At 70.7% G+C, this 12,734-nt stretch carries 14 protein-coding genes; 8 read left to right on the top strand and 6 right to left on the bottom strand.

Annotation, left to right across the window (positions count from 1 at the left end; translation table 11 throughout):
- Position 1 precedes the first annotated feature (1 nt).
- Positions 2-301, top strand: a complete 300-nt coding sequence (locus IAI59_RS10350; RefSeq protein WP_207416459.1) for a putative quinol monooxygenase — start codon at positions 2-4, stop codon at positions 299-301.
- Positions 298-774, top strand: coding sequence for a CinA family protein (locus IAI59_RS10345; RefSeq protein WP_207416458.1), 477 nt, complete (start codon positions 298-300; stop codon positions 772-774). The genes IAI59_RS10350 and IAI59_RS10345 overlap by 4 nt, the downstream gene beginning before the upstream one ends.
- Here the strand turns inward: IAI59_RS10345 and IAI59_RS10340 are convergent.
- Positions 771-1,475 carry an extensin-like domain-containing protein gene (locus IAI59_RS10340; protein ID WP_207416457.1) on the bottom strand — a complete coding sequence of 235 codons (705 nt, stop codon included), beginning with the start codon at positions 1,473-1,475 and terminating at the stop codon, positions 771-773. The genes IAI59_RS10345 and IAI59_RS10340 overlap by 4 nt on opposite strands.
- A gap of 123 nt (positions 1,476-1,598) precedes the next feature.
- On the opposite strand from IAI59_RS10340, the gene IAI59_RS10335 reads away from it, so the two are divergent.
- The 5 genes from IAI59_RS10335 (at position 1,599) to IAI59_RS10315 (ending at position 6,797) form a co-directional block, all read left to right on the top strand.
- The gene (locus IAI59_RS10335; protein WP_207416456.1) at positions 1,599-2,768 is read left to right on the top strand and encodes a M20 aminoacylase family protein; all 1,170 of its coding nucleotides are present in this window, start codon (positions 1,599-1,601) and stop codon (positions 2,766-2,768) included.
- Entirely contained in the window at positions 2,765-3,097 is a 333-nt protein-coding gene (locus IAI59_RS10330) for a DHCW motif cupin fold protein (protein ID WP_207416455.1), read from the top strand. The genes IAI59_RS10335 and IAI59_RS10330 overlap by 4 nt, the downstream gene beginning before the upstream one ends.
- A gap of 12 nt (positions 3,098-3,109) precedes the next feature.
- A complete protein-coding gene (locus IAI59_RS10325; RefSeq protein ID WP_207416454.1) occupies positions 3,110-4,414 on the top strand; it encodes a CapA family protein in 1,305 nt (434 codons plus the stop codon).
- A 92-nt stretch (positions 4,415-4,506) separates the two neighbouring features.
- A complete protein-coding gene (locus IAI59_RS10320) occupies positions 4,507-6,078 on the top strand; it encodes an ABC transporter substrate-binding protein (RefSeq protein ID WP_207416605.1) in 1,572 nt (523 codons plus the stop codon).
- A 2-nt stretch (positions 6,079-6,080) separates the two neighbouring features.
- On the top strand, positions 6,081-6,797 hold the full coding sequence (locus tag IAI59_RS10315; protein ID WP_207416453.1) for an SOS response-associated peptidase: 717 nt from the start codon (positions 6,081-6,083) through the stop codon (positions 6,795-6,797).
- A gap of 12 nt (positions 6,798-6,809) precedes the next feature.
- Here IAI59_RS10315 and uraH read toward each other — a convergent pair whose 3' ends face one another.
- The 5 genes from uraH to IAI59_RS10290 are packed head-to-tail and all read right to left on the bottom strand — an operon-like array spanning position 6,810 to position 11,191.
- Positions 6,810-7,145 (bottom strand): hydroxyisourate hydrolase, encoded by a 336-nt coding sequence (uraH, locus tag IAI59_RS10310; protein ID WP_207416452.1) that lies wholly within the window; start codon positions 7,143-7,145, stop codon positions 6,810-6,812.
- Complete coding sequence (locus tag IAI59_RS10305; protein ID WP_237180571.1) at positions 7,142-8,560, bottom strand: NAD(P)-binding domain-containing protein; 1,419 nt, start codon at positions 8,558-8,560, stop codon at positions 7,142-7,144. Before IAI59_RS10305 ends, uraH begins: the two co-directional genes overlap by 4 nt.
- A gap of 58 nt (positions 8,561-8,618) precedes the next feature.
- On the bottom strand, positions 8,619-9,566 hold the full coding sequence (locus IAI59_RS10300; protein WP_207416447.1) for an aldo/keto reductase: 948 nt from the start codon (positions 9,564-9,566) through the stop codon (positions 8,619-8,621).
- Between the two features lie 33 nt (positions 9,567-9,599).
- Positions 9,600-10,466, bottom strand: coding sequence for a metal ABC transporter permease (locus IAI59_RS10295; RefSeq protein ID WP_207416445.1), 867 nt, complete (start codon positions 10,464-10,466; stop codon positions 9,600-9,602).
- Complete coding sequence (locus tag IAI59_RS10290) at positions 10,466-11,191, bottom strand: metal ABC transporter ATP-binding protein (RefSeq protein WP_207416443.1); 726 nt, start codon at positions 11,189-11,191, stop codon at positions 10,466-10,468. The genes IAI59_RS10295 and IAI59_RS10290 overlap by 1 nt, the downstream gene beginning before the upstream one ends.
- Positions 11,192-11,443: 252 nt before the next feature.
- On the opposite strand from IAI59_RS10290, the gene IAI59_RS10285 reads away from it, so the two are divergent.
- Positions 11,444-12,724: a DUF445 domain-containing protein gene (locus tag IAI59_RS10285; RefSeq protein ID WP_237180570.1), complete on the top strand. Its 1,281-nt coding sequence runs from the start codon at positions 11,444-11,446 to the stop codon at positions 12,722-12,724.
- Positions 12,725-12,734: the final 10 nt, after the last annotated feature.

Here is a 12,734-nt window from a genome sequence, read left to right as displayed (position 1 = left end):
CGTGATCCATGTTATCGCCGTCATCACCGCGCATCCGGGGCAGCGTGCCGCCGTGCTGGAAAAGTTCCGCGCCAACATCCCCGCCGTGCTGGCCGAGGAGGGCTGCATCGAATACGTGCCCGTCGTCGATGCGCCGGGCTTCCCCGCCGTGACAGGCGAGGACAGCTTCATCGTCGTGGAAAAATGGGCGAGCCCGGAAGCGCTGAAGGCGCATGCCGCGGCGCCGCACATGAAGGCCTATGGTCAGGCGACACAGGACATGGTGGCGGACCGCGCCATCCACGTGATGGTGGTGGCATGAGCAGTATGGACGTCGCGGCGCGCGTCGGCGCGCTGCTGAAGGCACGGCACCAGACGGTGGCGGTCGCGGAATCCTCGGCCGGCGGGCTGATCGCGGCGCGGCTGCTGGCGGTACCCGGGGCTTCCGCCTACTTCCTCGGTGGCGCCGTGGTCTACACCGCGCCGGCGCGGGAGGCGTTCCTGGAGATCAACCGCGCTGGCATGCAGGGCATGCGCGCGGCTTCCGAGCCCTATGCCGTGCTGCTGGCCGAGCGCGTGAAGCTGCAGCTCAACGCCGACTGGGGGCTGTCGGAAACCGGTGCCGCCGGCCCCGCCGGCAACCGCTACGGCGACCCGGCCGGGCACAGCTGCATGGCGGTGGCCGGGCTGGTGCCGCTGCGGCGGACGCTGTCCACCGGCGCCACGGACCGCGCCGGCAACATGGAGGCCTTCGCGGAAGCTGCCTTGCTGCTGCTCGAGGAAGCGCTGCGCTAGCTGCAACGCTGCCACCGGCCCGCTTCCATGTGGAAGTGGTCCCGGTGCGCCGCGTTGTAGTCCGGCCCCAGCACGGCGCCGAAGAAGCGGCAGGCGCCGTCCCGCACCTGCCGCAAGAATGCGCCGTTGCCACCCTCGGCATCCCAGTCGCGCGGCAGCCTCACCTCGCGCCCGTTGGCCAGGGTGAAGCCCGCGATGTCGATGGCATTGGCGCTGGCATGCTCGCTGCGCCGGCCGGTGGCGCGGCCGTATACGTTGCGGCAGGCGTAGGTGCCCAGGTGCTGCACCCGCGCAACGCGGCTGTTGAACCGGGCTTCCGCGGCCGGCTGCAGCGCGTGGCGCTCGAACATCAGCCAGGCGGCGGCCACGGGGCAGGTCACGACCGGCCGCGCCGGGCTCAGCACCGCGCTTTCGCCTTGCAGGCGCATGGTATCGACCAAGGGGCAGCTGGTGTCGGCGGCGCGGTCCGGCAACCGGTCCGGCGTGATGCCGGAAGCCTCAAAGGCGGCGAAGCAGCTTTCCGGCTGCAGCTTCAGCCGCGCCAGCTTCCAGCCCGTCATCCAGTTTGGCTCGGCGCGGAAATCCAGCGGCGCGCGGGGGTCCCATTCCGGCGGCAGGCGCAGCGCGCCGGACAGATAGCCGCCCAGCAGGCCAAGCGGCGCCAACAGCAGAAACAGGGTGAGCAGGGTGCGGCGGATCATCGCGCCCTCAGATGGGCGCGGCCCGGCGCCGTGGGAACCTTCCGCCACAGTTTGTCACGGCGGCCCTTGCCAGCGGCGGCGCGCCGCACAAGCATGGTCGCCACGAACCGAGGACTGCCTTCCATGCCCGTGATGAACCGCATCGCCGACTTCCACGACGAGATGACCGGCTGGCGCCACGACTTCCACCAGCATCCGGAACTGGCCTTCGAGGAAGTGCGCACCAGCGGTATCGTGGCCGAGAAGCTGCGCGCCTTTGGCGTGGACGAGGTGATCACGGGCGTGGCGAAGACCGGCGTGATCGGCGTGATCCGCGGCTCGGCGCCCGGCCCCGCCATCGGGCTGCGGGCGGACATGGACGCGCTGCCCATCCTGGAGGAGTCCGGCGTCGCGCATGCCTCGCTTTCACCGGGCAAGATGCACGCCTGCGGCCATGACGGCCACACCACCATGCTGCTGGGCGCGGCCAAGTACCTGGCCGAAACCCGCAACTTCGCCGGCACCGTGTATCTGCTGTTCCAGCCGGCCGAGGAAAACATCGGCGGCGCCCGCGTGATGGTCGAGGAAGGCGTGTTCGAGCGCTTTCCGATGGAGCGCGTCTTCGGCATCCACAACTGGCCGGGCCATACGGCGGGCGAGTTCCTGTGGCGCAACGGGCCGGTCATGGCGGCGGTGGGCAACATCGACATCACCATCACCGGCAAGGGCGCGCACGGCGCCATGCCGAACAACGGCAACGACCCCATCGTCATCGCGGCGCAGATCGTCTCGGCCTTCCAGAGCATCGTGGCGCGCAACGTGGAGCCGCTGGAATCCGGCGTGGTGACCATCGGCCACATCGAGGGCGGCCACACCCACAACGTGATCCCAGAGAAGGTGCTGCTGCAGGGCACCGCCCGCTGGTTCAAGCCAGAGATCGGCGACCTGCTGGAAAGCAAGATCCGCGCGCTGGCTACCGGCATCGCCACCGCCTATGGCGCCGAGGCCGATGTGCGCTTCACCCGCCTCTACCCCGCGACGGTGAACGAGGAAAGCTCCACGGACCTCGCCCGCCAGGCCGCCGCCGCCGTGGTGGGGGACAGCCGCGTGGTGCACATGGACAAGCCGACCATGGGGGGCGAGGACTTCTCCTTCATGTTGAACGTGAAGCCCGGCTCCTACCTGATGCTCGGCGGTGGCCGCACCGGCAGCGACCCGCAGGTGCACCACCCGAAGTACGACTTCAATGACGACCTGCTGCCCATCGGCGCCAGCTACTTCGCGCAGCTGGCCGAGCGGCTGCTGCCGCGGTGAAGATCCCGCCCCTCCCCTTCACCAGCATCGACTGGTCGCAGATCGAGCCGACGCACCACCCGGGCGAGCGCGGCTTCGCGCTGTGGCGGACCTTCACGGTGGGCGACCTGCGGGTGCGCATGGTGGAATACTCGCCCGGCTACGTGGCGGACCACTGGTGCGACCGGGGGCATGTCATCTTCGTGGTCAGCGGCGCCCTGACCAGCGAGTTGAAGGATGGCCGCAGCACCGCGCTGGTGGCGGGCATGAGCTACATGATGTCCGACTTCGGCGATGCCGCGCACCGCTCCGTCACCGAAACCGGCTGCACCCTGTTCATCGTGGACTGAAGGAACCTGCCCATGCTGCGGCTCGCGCTCACTGGCGACAGCATCCTGCAACGCCGGCTGCTCAGCTGCAGCGACCCGCAGGTGGCCCCGCTGTTCGACATGATCCGCGGTGCCGACATGGCCTTCACGAACCTGGAGGTCCTGGCCAACGACTTCCGGGGCGACCCGGCGCTGGAAAGCGGCGGGTCGCATTTCGGCGCCCCCGCCTGGGTGCTGGACGAGCTGGCGGAAGGCGGCTTCGACCTCTTCGCCACCGCCACCAACCATTGCCTGGACTACAGCATCTCCGGCCTGCTGCATTCCATGGCGGCGCTGGACGCGCGCGGCCTCACCTATGCCGGCATCGGCCGCAACCTGGAGGACGCCCGCCGCCCGGCTTATCACGAGCATCCCAACGGCACCGTCGCGCTGCTGTCCTGCAGCTCCACCTTCGCCAAGGGGCAGGAAGCCAGCCAGCAGCGGCCCGACATGCCCGGCCGCCCCGGCCTGAACCCCTTGCGCTTCGACACCATGCACGAGGTGACGGAGCAGCAGCTCGAAACGCTGAAGCAGATCGCCACCGGGCTGGGGCTGGAGCAGTTCCGGCAGATGGTCATCAAGCTCGGCTTCGGCCACCCGCCGGAAGACCCGGCGGTGTTTCCCTTTGGCCCGCTGAACTTCAAGGCGGCGGCGGAAACCCGCCTGCGCACCACGCCCAACAACAAGGACATGGCCGGCATCGCCCGCTGGGTGCGCGAAGCCCGCGCGCTGGCCGACGTGGTGCTGGTCAGCCTGCACGCGCATGAGCAGGACGGCGACAAGGAGATCCCGGCCGCCTTTATCCCCGAATTCGCACACCGCATGATCGACGAGGGCGCGGACCTCGTGGTCGGCCACGGCCCGCACCTGCTGCGGGGCATGGAGATCTACAAGGGCAAGCCGATCTTCTACAGCCTCGGCAACTTCATCGGGCAGAACGAGCTGGTGTCCCGCCTGCCTGCCGATTCCTATGATCGCTTCAAGGCCGATCCGGAGATGACGCCCGGTCAGGTGTACCGCCAGCGCACGGCCGACGACACCAAGGGCTTTCCCGCCGAGCGAAAGTTCTGGGAAACGGTGGTACCCGTCTGCCTGTTCGACAACGGCCGGCTGGCGGGCATGGAGATCCATCCCGTCAGCCTCGGCCTTGGCGACGCGCGACACCGGCGCGGCCGCCCCCGGCTGGCGGCGGGCGAGGAGGGTGCGGCCATCCTCCGGCGCTTCGCGGCGTTGTCGGAGCCCTTCGGCACACGGTTCACAGAGCGCGACGGCATCGCCACCCTGTCCCTGCCCGGTTGACGCGCCGCGCCTGAGGCCCCCGAATAAGCGCCGGAAACCGCCTTTCTTCAATGCACGGCCCAAGGTCGAACCTGGAGTTCCCCATGCGCCCCATGCCCCTGTCCCGCCGCGCCCTGCTCGGCACCGGCGCCGCGCTGCTCGCCGCCCCCCGCCTGTCCCAGGCCCAGAATGCCAGTACGCTGCGCTTCGTGCCGCAGGCCGACCTCGCGGTGCTCGACCCCATCTTCACCACCGCGGCGGTGACGACCAACCACGCCTTCATGGTGTTCGACACGCTCTATGGCCTGGACGTGAACTTCAATGCGCATCCGCAGATGGTCGCGGGCCACCAGCACACCCCGGACTTCAAGGACTGGACGCTGACGCTGCGCGACGGGCTGAAGTTCCATGACGGCGAGCCGGTGCGGGCCCGCGACTGCGTGGCCAGCATCCGCCGCTGGGGCACGCGGGACATGTACGGGCTCGAGGTCATCGGCGCCGCCGACGAGATCACGGCCGTGGACGACAAGACCCTGCGCTTCCGCTTCAAGCGGCCCTTCCCGACCCTGCCGCAGGCGCTGGGCAAGATCGGCGCCTCCATCCCCGTGATCATGCCGGAGCGGCTGGCGGCCACGCCGTCCACGCAGCAGGTGACCGAGATGGTCGGCAGCGGCCCCTTCCGCTTCGTGGCCAACGAGCGGCTTGCCGGCGCCCGCGTGGTCTATGCCCGCAACGCCGATTACGTGCCCGCCCCCGGCACGCCCAGCCGCACCGCCGGCCCCAAGCGCGCGATGTTCGAACGGGTGGAATGGCAGATCATCCCGGACCTCGCCACGGCGGCCGGCGCGCTGATGAACGGCGAGATCGACTGGATTGAGAGCACCAGCAGCGACCTGTCGCCCATGCTGGCGCGCAGCCGCCAGCTCAAGGTGGCCTATGGCGACGACTTCTACAGCACCATCCTGCGCTTCAACCACCTGCACCCGCCCTTCAACAACCCGGCCATCCGCCGCGCCGTGCTGGGCGCGATCGACCAGGAAGCCTTCATGCAGGCGGCCTATGGCACCGACGAAGCGGGCTGGAAGGCGCATGTCGGCTGCTTCAGCGCCGACAGCCCGCTAGCCAACGACGCGGCGCTGGAGGTGTTCAAGGGCCCACGCGACATGGCCAAGGTGAAGCGCGACCTGGCCGCCGCCGGCTACAACGGCGAAAAGGTCGTGATGCTGCAGGCCGAGGACTACCCGACCCTGCGCGCCCTGGCCGAGGTCGCCGGCCACACCATGCGCGAGGCCGGCATGAACGTGGACACCCAGGTGGGCGACTGGGGCACCATCAGCCAGCGCCGCTCCTCGCGCGAGCCGGTGGAGAAGGGCGGCTGGAGCGCCTTCTGCACCGGCCTGTCCAGCACCATCGACCCGGCGGGCCACCTGGCGCTGCGCACCAACGGCGCCCGCGCCTGGTTCGGCTGGCCGGAGAATGCCAGGATCGAGGCGCTGCGCCAGGACTGGTTCGCCGCTCCCGACCTCGACACGCAGAAGCAGGTGGCGCGCGCCATGCAGACCGAGGCCATCGCCGACGTGCCCTACGTGCCGCTCGGCGAATACCGGCGGCTGCAGGCGTATCGCGCCAATCTCCAGGACATGCCGGTCGGCCAGGCATCGTTCTGGAACGTCCGGCGCGTCTGAGCATGTGCGGGCGCTTCTTTCTGCAACGCGACCCCGCGGGTCTCGCGCAGTATTTCGAGACCGGCGGGGCGGTGCCCAACCACCCGGCATCCTGGAACGTGGCGCCGACGCAGGACTCCCTGGTGGTCCGGCGCAACCCGCAGGATGGCGCCCGCCACCTCGGCACGCTGCGCTGGGGCCTCGTGCCCCGTTGGGCCAAGGACAGCAGCGGCGGCGCCAAGCTGATGAACGCCCGCGCGGACGGCATCGCCGAGAAACCCTCTTTCCGCGAGGCCTTCAGCAAGCGCCGCTGTCTGGTGCCGGCGGATGGCTTCTACGAATGGCGGCAGGAGAGCGAGAAGAAGCAGCCCTATGCCGTCGCCCTGGCGTCCGGCGAGCCGATGGCGCTCGCCGGGCTGTGGGAAGGCTGGCAGCAGCCGGACGGCAACTGGCTGCGCACCTTCTCCATCGTCACCACCGAGGCCAACGAGAAGCAGGCCCTGGTGCACCACCGCATGCCGGTGATCCTGCCGCCGGAGCTGTGGCCCGCCTGGCTGGGCGAGGAGGAGGCCTCGCCCGACGAATTGCAGGAGATGCTGCTGCCGAGCCCCGCCGAGGAGCTGGCTTGCTGGCCGGTGGGCGTGCGCGTCGGCAAGTTCGCGGAAAACGACGCCGGGCTGATCGCCCGCGACCCGACCGCCAACCCGCCGCCCGAGCTGGACGACGCCCCGGTTTACTGACGCCCCCCCCCGTCAGGAACCGCGATAGGTCGAATACGACCAGGGGGAGCACAGGAGCGGCACATGGTAATGCCCTTCCCCCGCCCGCAGCCCGACGTTCAGCACCACTTGGTCGAGAAAGCCTTCCCCGAAATAGGCACCCACCGCGAAGCGCAGCTCGTAGCGCCCGGGCTGGAAGCTCGCGGCATCCAGCAGCGGCGCATCCGTGCGTCCATCCGCGTTGGTGGTGGCGCGCGTCACCAGGGCGGGTGCCGGCTCCATGCGCCACAGCTCCACCGCGACGCCGGCGGCGGGGCGGCCCCTGGCGGTATCCAGCACATGCGTGCTCAGGGCCGAGGACTTGCTCATCGCGCCGCTTCCTCCACCAGTTCCTCCGGGATCAGCGAGGTCAGCTCCTGCAGGTCGAAGGCCTGCAGGGCGGCGAGGTGATGCTCCGCATCCTCCCGCCACAGCGCGCGGCAGATGCCGTCGGCCAGCCGCGGCACGCCGTATTTCATGCCGCTGATGCTGGCGCCGGACAGGCCCATGGACAGCGTGGCCGCATAGGTGACGCAGTGGATGCGCGACAGGAACGGCGCCGCGCCCGGCTGCTTTTCCTGGAAGGAAAAGTCGTCCGACAGATAGGGCGAGGCAGCGCAGAGCGCGCTGTCCTCGCCGGCCGGCGGGGTGAAGGCGTCGCGCCACAGGCGGATCTGGTGCGCGAAGGGCGCCAGCTCCGGCCGCAGCCCGAGGTCGACGGTGCTGCCGGTGCCGAGGATCACCGCATCGGCCCGGAAGGCGCCTTGCGGCGTGTCCAGCACCACCGCGCCATCGGCCATGCGCGCGTCCAGCACCGGCGCGCCCATGGTGATGGCAAAGCGCGGGTCGCCGGCCACGCGGTCCCAGCTTTCCTGCGGCGGCGGCTGGTTCAGCTCGAAGATGTGCCGCGTGAAGCGCCACTTCAGCAGGTCCGGCAAGGCGTGCTGCTGGCCCAGGAACCCTGCCTGCTCCATCCAGCGGAAGGGGTTGATGCGCGGCATGCGCGGGCGCCGCACCAGCATCCGCGCATGGTCCGCCCCGGCTTCCAGCGCCGTGGCCAGGTTGTCAAAGGCCGAGGCGCCGGCGCCGATCACCAGCAGCCGCTTGCCAGCCAGCCCGGCGAAGTCGATTTCCTGCGCCGTGTGCAGCACCCGGTCCGGTGGCAGCCGGTCGAACGGGCGCGGCGTCACCCAGGCGCCGGAGCCGTCCATGCCGGTGGCCAGCACCAGCCGGCGCGCGCGCAGTTCCACGGTGCCCCGTGGCGTGCCGAAGCGCAGCCGCAACAGGGCGCCATCGGGCTCGATGGCTTCCAGCGCGTGCTCGTGCCGCACCGGCAGGTCCAGCACGCGGGCATACCAGTCCAGGTAATGCTGCCAGTCCTCGCGGCCGATCTTGCGCAAGGCCTGCCACGCCGCCTCGCCGTCCCGTGCCTCGAAAAACGCGCGCGGCGTCAGGGCGGGGATGCCGAGGTCGGGGCCGGTGACGTGCTTGGGGGTGCGCAGGGTGCGCATGCGCGCGAAGGTGGTCCAGACCCCCGCACCGCCGGGCGCGGCGCGGTCGAAGACCGCGATGTTGCCGACCTTCTGGCGCTGCAGGGCGAAGGCCGTCGCCAGCCCGGTCTGGCCGCCACCGATGATGGCGACATCCAGCACGCCCGCCGGCGCCGCCGGCACCCAGTCATGCGCCGGGTAGTCCAAAAGGGCGAGCTGCCGGCGGACGCTTGCGGCGAGGGCATCGAGGGACATGGGGCCTCCGGGCAGGGTGCGGCGCAGCATGGCGCCCCGCCCCGCCCGGGTGCAAGCGTCAGGCGCCGGCGGCGTCGAGCGCCGCCATCGCCTCGGCATCCAGCTTCAGGTCGGCGGCGGCCAGCAGCTCCTGCAACTGCTCCGGCTTGGTGGCGCTGGCGATCGGCGCGACGACCGAGGGCTTCGCCGCAAGCCAGGCAAAGGCGACCTGGGACAGCTTGACGTTCAACCGCGCCGCCACGGCGTCCATCGCGGCCAGCACCCTGTGACCCTTCTCGTTCAGGTAGTTGGTGCCGATCTTGCCGCCACGCGCGCTCTGACCCAGGTCGGACTGCTCGCGGTACTTGCCCGTTAGAAAGCCGCTGGCCAGCGTGTAATAGGGCGCGACGGCAACGTTCTCGGCGACGCACAGGTCCTGCAAGGCGCCCTCGAACTCGCGGTCGTACAGGTTGTACAGCGGCTGCAGCACGGTGTAGCGCGGCAGGCCGTCACGGTCCGCGGTGTCCAGCGCCAGCTTCAGGCGGTCGGCGGAAAAGTTGGAAGCGCCGATGGCGCGCACCTTGCCGGCCTTGATCAACCGGTCGTAGGTCCGCAGCACCTCTTCCATCGGGGTCTCGGCATCGTCCCGGTGGGAATAATAGAGATCCACGTAGTCGGTGCCGAGGCGCTTCAGCGAGGCCTCGATCTGTTGTTCCACGCGCGCGGGGGCCAGGCCCTTGTCGGTCGGGGTCATCTCGGCGCCGGTCTTGGTGGCGATCACCACCTTGTCCCGCCCGCCCCGTGCCTTCAGCCACTTGCCGATGATGGCCTCGGACTCGCCGCCCACATGGCCCGGCGCCCAGCGGGAATAAACATCCGCCGTGTCGATGAAATTGCCGCCACCTGCGACAAAGGCGTCCAGCAGCTTGAAGGACATTGCCTCGTCCGCCGTCCAGCCGAAGACGTTGCCGCCGAAGCACAGCGGCGCGACGCTGAAACCGGCCTTGCCCAATGCACGCTGTTCCATGCGGAGTCTCTCCCTCGCGGGCGATGATCCGCCCTACCCCGCCAGATGCGGCCGCTTCAGCCAGCGCGCAAGCAGGCCATCCACCGGCCCCGCCACCAGCGACACCACCCAGCACCCGCCCGCCACCAGCACGATGGCCGGCCCGCTGGGCAGGTCCAGGTGATAGGACAGCAGCAGCCCGGCGGCAGACGAGAACAGCGCGATGGCGACGGAGGCATAGGCCATGCCCCCCACGCTGCGGGCCCAATGGCGGGCGGCCACGGCGGGCAGCATCATCAGCCCCACCGCCATCAGCGTGCCCAGTGCCTGGAAGGCGGCCAGCACGTTCAGCACCACCAGCCCTAGGAACAGCAGGTGCCACAGCCCGCCCCGCGCCCCGGCCGCGGCGGCGAAGGAAGGGTCGAAGCATTCCAGCACCAGCGGGCGCCAGGCGAAGGCCAGGGCCAGCAGCGTCAGGCTGGACACGCCGGCCATCATGAACAGCGCCGGGTCATCCACCCCCAGCACGGATCCGAACAGCAGGTGCGACAACTCAACCGAGCCGGCCCTGGTGGAGATCAGCGTCACGCCCAGCGCCAGCGCCACGAGATACAGGGCGGCCAGCGCCGCATCCTCCCGCCCGCCGGTGGCGCGTGACAGGGCGCCCGCCCCCAGCGCCACCACCAGCCCGGCGAACAATCCCCCCACCGACATGGCGGTGACGGACAGGCCGGCCACCAGAAAGCCGGCGGCGATGCCAGGCAGGATGCCATGCGCCAGGACATCGGCGGTCAGGCTCATGCGCCGCAGCATCAGAAACACGCCGAGCGGGGGCGCGGCCAGCGACAGCGCCATGCAGCCCACCAGCGCGCGGCGCAGAAAGCCGAATTCGATGAAGGGGCCGAACAGCAGGTCCATCATCAGGCCGCGTCGCGGGTGCAGGCCTCGGCGTCGTCCATCCAGGCCTCGGCCATCATGCGGGCGCGCAGGCGGTTGGCGGGGGACAGGGCTTCCGCCGTCGGCCCCCAGGCAATGGCTTCGCGGGCCAGGAGCAGGGTTTCGGGAAACTCCCGCTCCACCAGGGCGATGTCGTGCAGCACGGCCACCACGGTGCGCCCCTCGCCATGCCAGCGGCGCACCAAAGCCAGCAGGTCGTGGATGGTGCGGGCATCCAGGGCGTTGAACGGCTCGTCCAGCAGGATCACCGGCGCGTCCTGCACCAGCAGGCGGGCGAACAGCACGCGCTGGAACTGGCCGACGGACAGGCTGCCCACCGGCCGCCGCTCGAAGCCTTCCAGCCCCACCGCCGCCAGCGCCTGGACCGAGCGCGCGCGCTCGGCCGGGCGGATGGCGCGGAACGCGCCCGCCCGCGCCCAGTGGCCGAACTGCACCACGTCCAGGCAGCAGACCGGAAAAGCGCGGTCCACCGCCGCCACCTGCGGCAGCAGCGCGATGCCCTGCCGCGGCGCGGCGACGCTGCCGCCGCCCGGCCGGTGCAGCCCGGCGATGGCCCGCAGCAGCGTGGATTTGCCGGCGCCGTTCGGCCCGACGATGGCCGTCAGGCTGCCGGACGCAAATTCGCCGGTCACGTGGTGCACGGCGGCGCGGCGGCCATGCGTCAGGGTGAGATTGTCCAGGCGGATCATGCCAGCCGCGCCCAGGCCACGGCGCCCCACAGCACGGCGAGCAACACGGCGGCCCATGCCAGACGGGCAGCGGCTCCGGCAGAAAGCGCGAGTGGATCGGTGAAGGGCGGCATCGGCATGATGTGTTATGTCATAACATCACGCCGGTTGCACGCAAAGCGTCGGCCGCGCAACCCAGGCCAGGGCAAAGCGCAACGGCGGGGCGCCACGCCCCGTTGCGGTGCCATGCGATCCGCCCCAGCTTCCCCCGCGATGCACACCACGCCCCTGCCCGACCCAGACGCCGCGCTTCGCCGGAACCTGTCCCGCTACCGCACCTTCGCCGGCGGATTGCTGGTGGTGATGGCGGGGCTGATGCTGGGCGCCTACTGGATGCCGCCCGGCTATGCCACAGACCTGCTGCAGGCCGCCGCCAAGGCCGGGCTGGTCGGCGGCCTCGCCGACTGGTTCGCCGTCACCGCGCTGTTCCGGCGGCCGATGGGCCTGCCCATCCCGCACACCGCCATCATTCCCAATCAGAAGGAGCGCCTGGGGCGTGGCCTTGGCCGGTTCGTGGCCAACCACGTGTTCACCGAGGCCGAGCTCGCGCGGGTGATGCAGCGGATCGACGTGGCGTCCATCCTCAAGCGCGTCCTGGCCGACCCCGCCAACACCCGCCCGGCGGCCGAGGCCCTGACCGCCAGCCTGCCGCGCATCCTGCTGTCGCTGGAAGACGGGCGCGCCCGCCGGCTGCTGGCCCGGCTGCTGCCGCGCATCGTGTCCGGCCCCGCCGCCGCGCGCATGCTGGCGCGGCTGTTGCGGACCCTGATGGCCGGCGGCCAGCACCAGGAGGTGTTCGGCCTGGCGGTGACACAGGTGCGCGCGGTGCTGAAATCCAAAGAAAGCAGCCTGCAGGAAGCGATCCAGGCGCGGGTGCGGGCGGAAGGCGGCGCGCTGGTCGGCTGGCTGGCCGGCGCCGCCGTGGCGCGGCGCGTGCTCGGCTCGCTGAGCCAGGAGCTGGAAAAGATCGAGCCCGACGACAGCGAGCTGCGCGCCGCCTTCGAAACCTGGCTCCTGGCCGAGATCGACAAGCTGGAAAACGATCCGGAACGCGCGGCCACCATCGGCCGGGCCATGCGCGACGCCATGGCCCACCCCACGGTCAATGCGTGGCTGATGGACGTGTGGGATCGGCTGAAGGCGGCGCTGGCCGCCGATGCCGGGCGCGCCGATGGCCGCAGCGTGGCGTTGATCTCCGGCCTGTTGGGCAATGTTGGCACCCTGCTCGGCCAGGACGAGGCGGCGCGCGCCCGCGTCAACGGCACCGTGGAACGCATGGCGCGCGGCGCCCTGCCCCGGGCGCAGGAACAGCTGTCCGGCTTTATCGCGCAGGTGGTCGGCAACTGGGACACCGCGACGGTGGTCGACAAGATCGAGCTGCGCGTGGGGCGGGACCTGCAGTTCGTCCGGATCAACGGCACCATCGTCGGCTTTCTGGCGGGCGGCGGGCTGTATGCGCTGTTGCACGCCGTGTTCGGGCGCGTGGCGCAATAGGCACCGCTTT

It is taken from the genome of Roseomonas haemaphysalidis (assembly GCF_017355405.1).
GTDB lineage: Bacteria > Pseudomonadota > Alphaproteobacteria > Acetobacterales > Acetobacteraceae > Pseudoroseomonas > Pseudoroseomonas haemaphysalidis.
Note: the sequence above shows the minus strand (reverse complement) of the source record. Positions and strands in the feature narration are given on the sequence as shown.

Excerpts from the sequence above, each read along its gene's own strand:
- uraH (WP_207416452.1), bottom strand. The coding sequence starts at position 7,145 with ATGAGCAAGTCCTCGGCCCTGAGCACGCATGTGCTGGATACCGCCAGG.
- IAI59_RS10320 (WP_207416605.1), top strand. The coding sequence starts at position 4,507 with ATGCCCCTGTCCCGCCGCGCCCTGCTCGGCACCGGCGCCGCGCTGCTC.
- IAI59_RS10315 (WP_207416453.1), top strand. The coding sequence starts at position 6,081 with ATGTGCGGGCGCTTCTTTCTGCAACGCGACCCCGCGGGTCTCGCGCAG.
- IAI59_RS10295 (WP_207416445.1), bottom strand. The coding sequence starts at position 10,466 with ATGATGGACCTGCTGTTCGGCCCCTTCATCGAATTCGGCTTTCTGCGC.
- IAI59_RS10305 (WP_237180571.1), bottom strand. The coding sequence starts at position 8,560 with ATGTCCCTCGATGCCCTCGCCGCAAGCGTCCGCCGGCAGCTCGCCCTT.
- IAI59_RS10285 (WP_237180570.1), top strand. The coding sequence starts at position 11,444 with ATGCACACCACGCCCCTGCCCGACCCAGACGCCGCGCTTCGCCGGAAC.
- IAI59_RS10340 (WP_207416457.1), bottom strand. The coding sequence starts at position 1,475 with ATGATCCGCCGCACCCTGCTCACCCTGTTTCTGCTGTTGGCGCCGCTT.
- IAI59_RS10300 (WP_207416447.1), bottom strand. The coding sequence starts at position 9,566 with ATGGAACAGCGTGCATTGGGCAAGGCCGGTTTCAGCGTCGCGCCGCTG.
- IAI59_RS10345 (WP_207416458.1), top strand. The coding sequence starts at position 298 with ATGAGCAGTATGGACGTCGCGGCGCGCGTCGGCGCGCTGCTGAAGGCA.
- IAI59_RS10325 (WP_207416454.1), top strand. The coding sequence starts at position 3,110 with ATGCTGCGGCTCGCGCTCACTGGCGACAGCATCCTGCAACGCCGGCTG.
- IAI59_RS10290 (WP_207416443.1), bottom strand. The coding sequence starts at position 11,191 with ATGATCCGCCTGGACAATCTCACCCTGACGCATGGCCGCCGCGCCGCC.
- IAI59_RS10335 (WP_207416456.1), top strand. The coding sequence starts at position 1,599 with ATGCCCGTGATGAACCGCATCGCCGACTTCCACGACGAGATGACCGGC.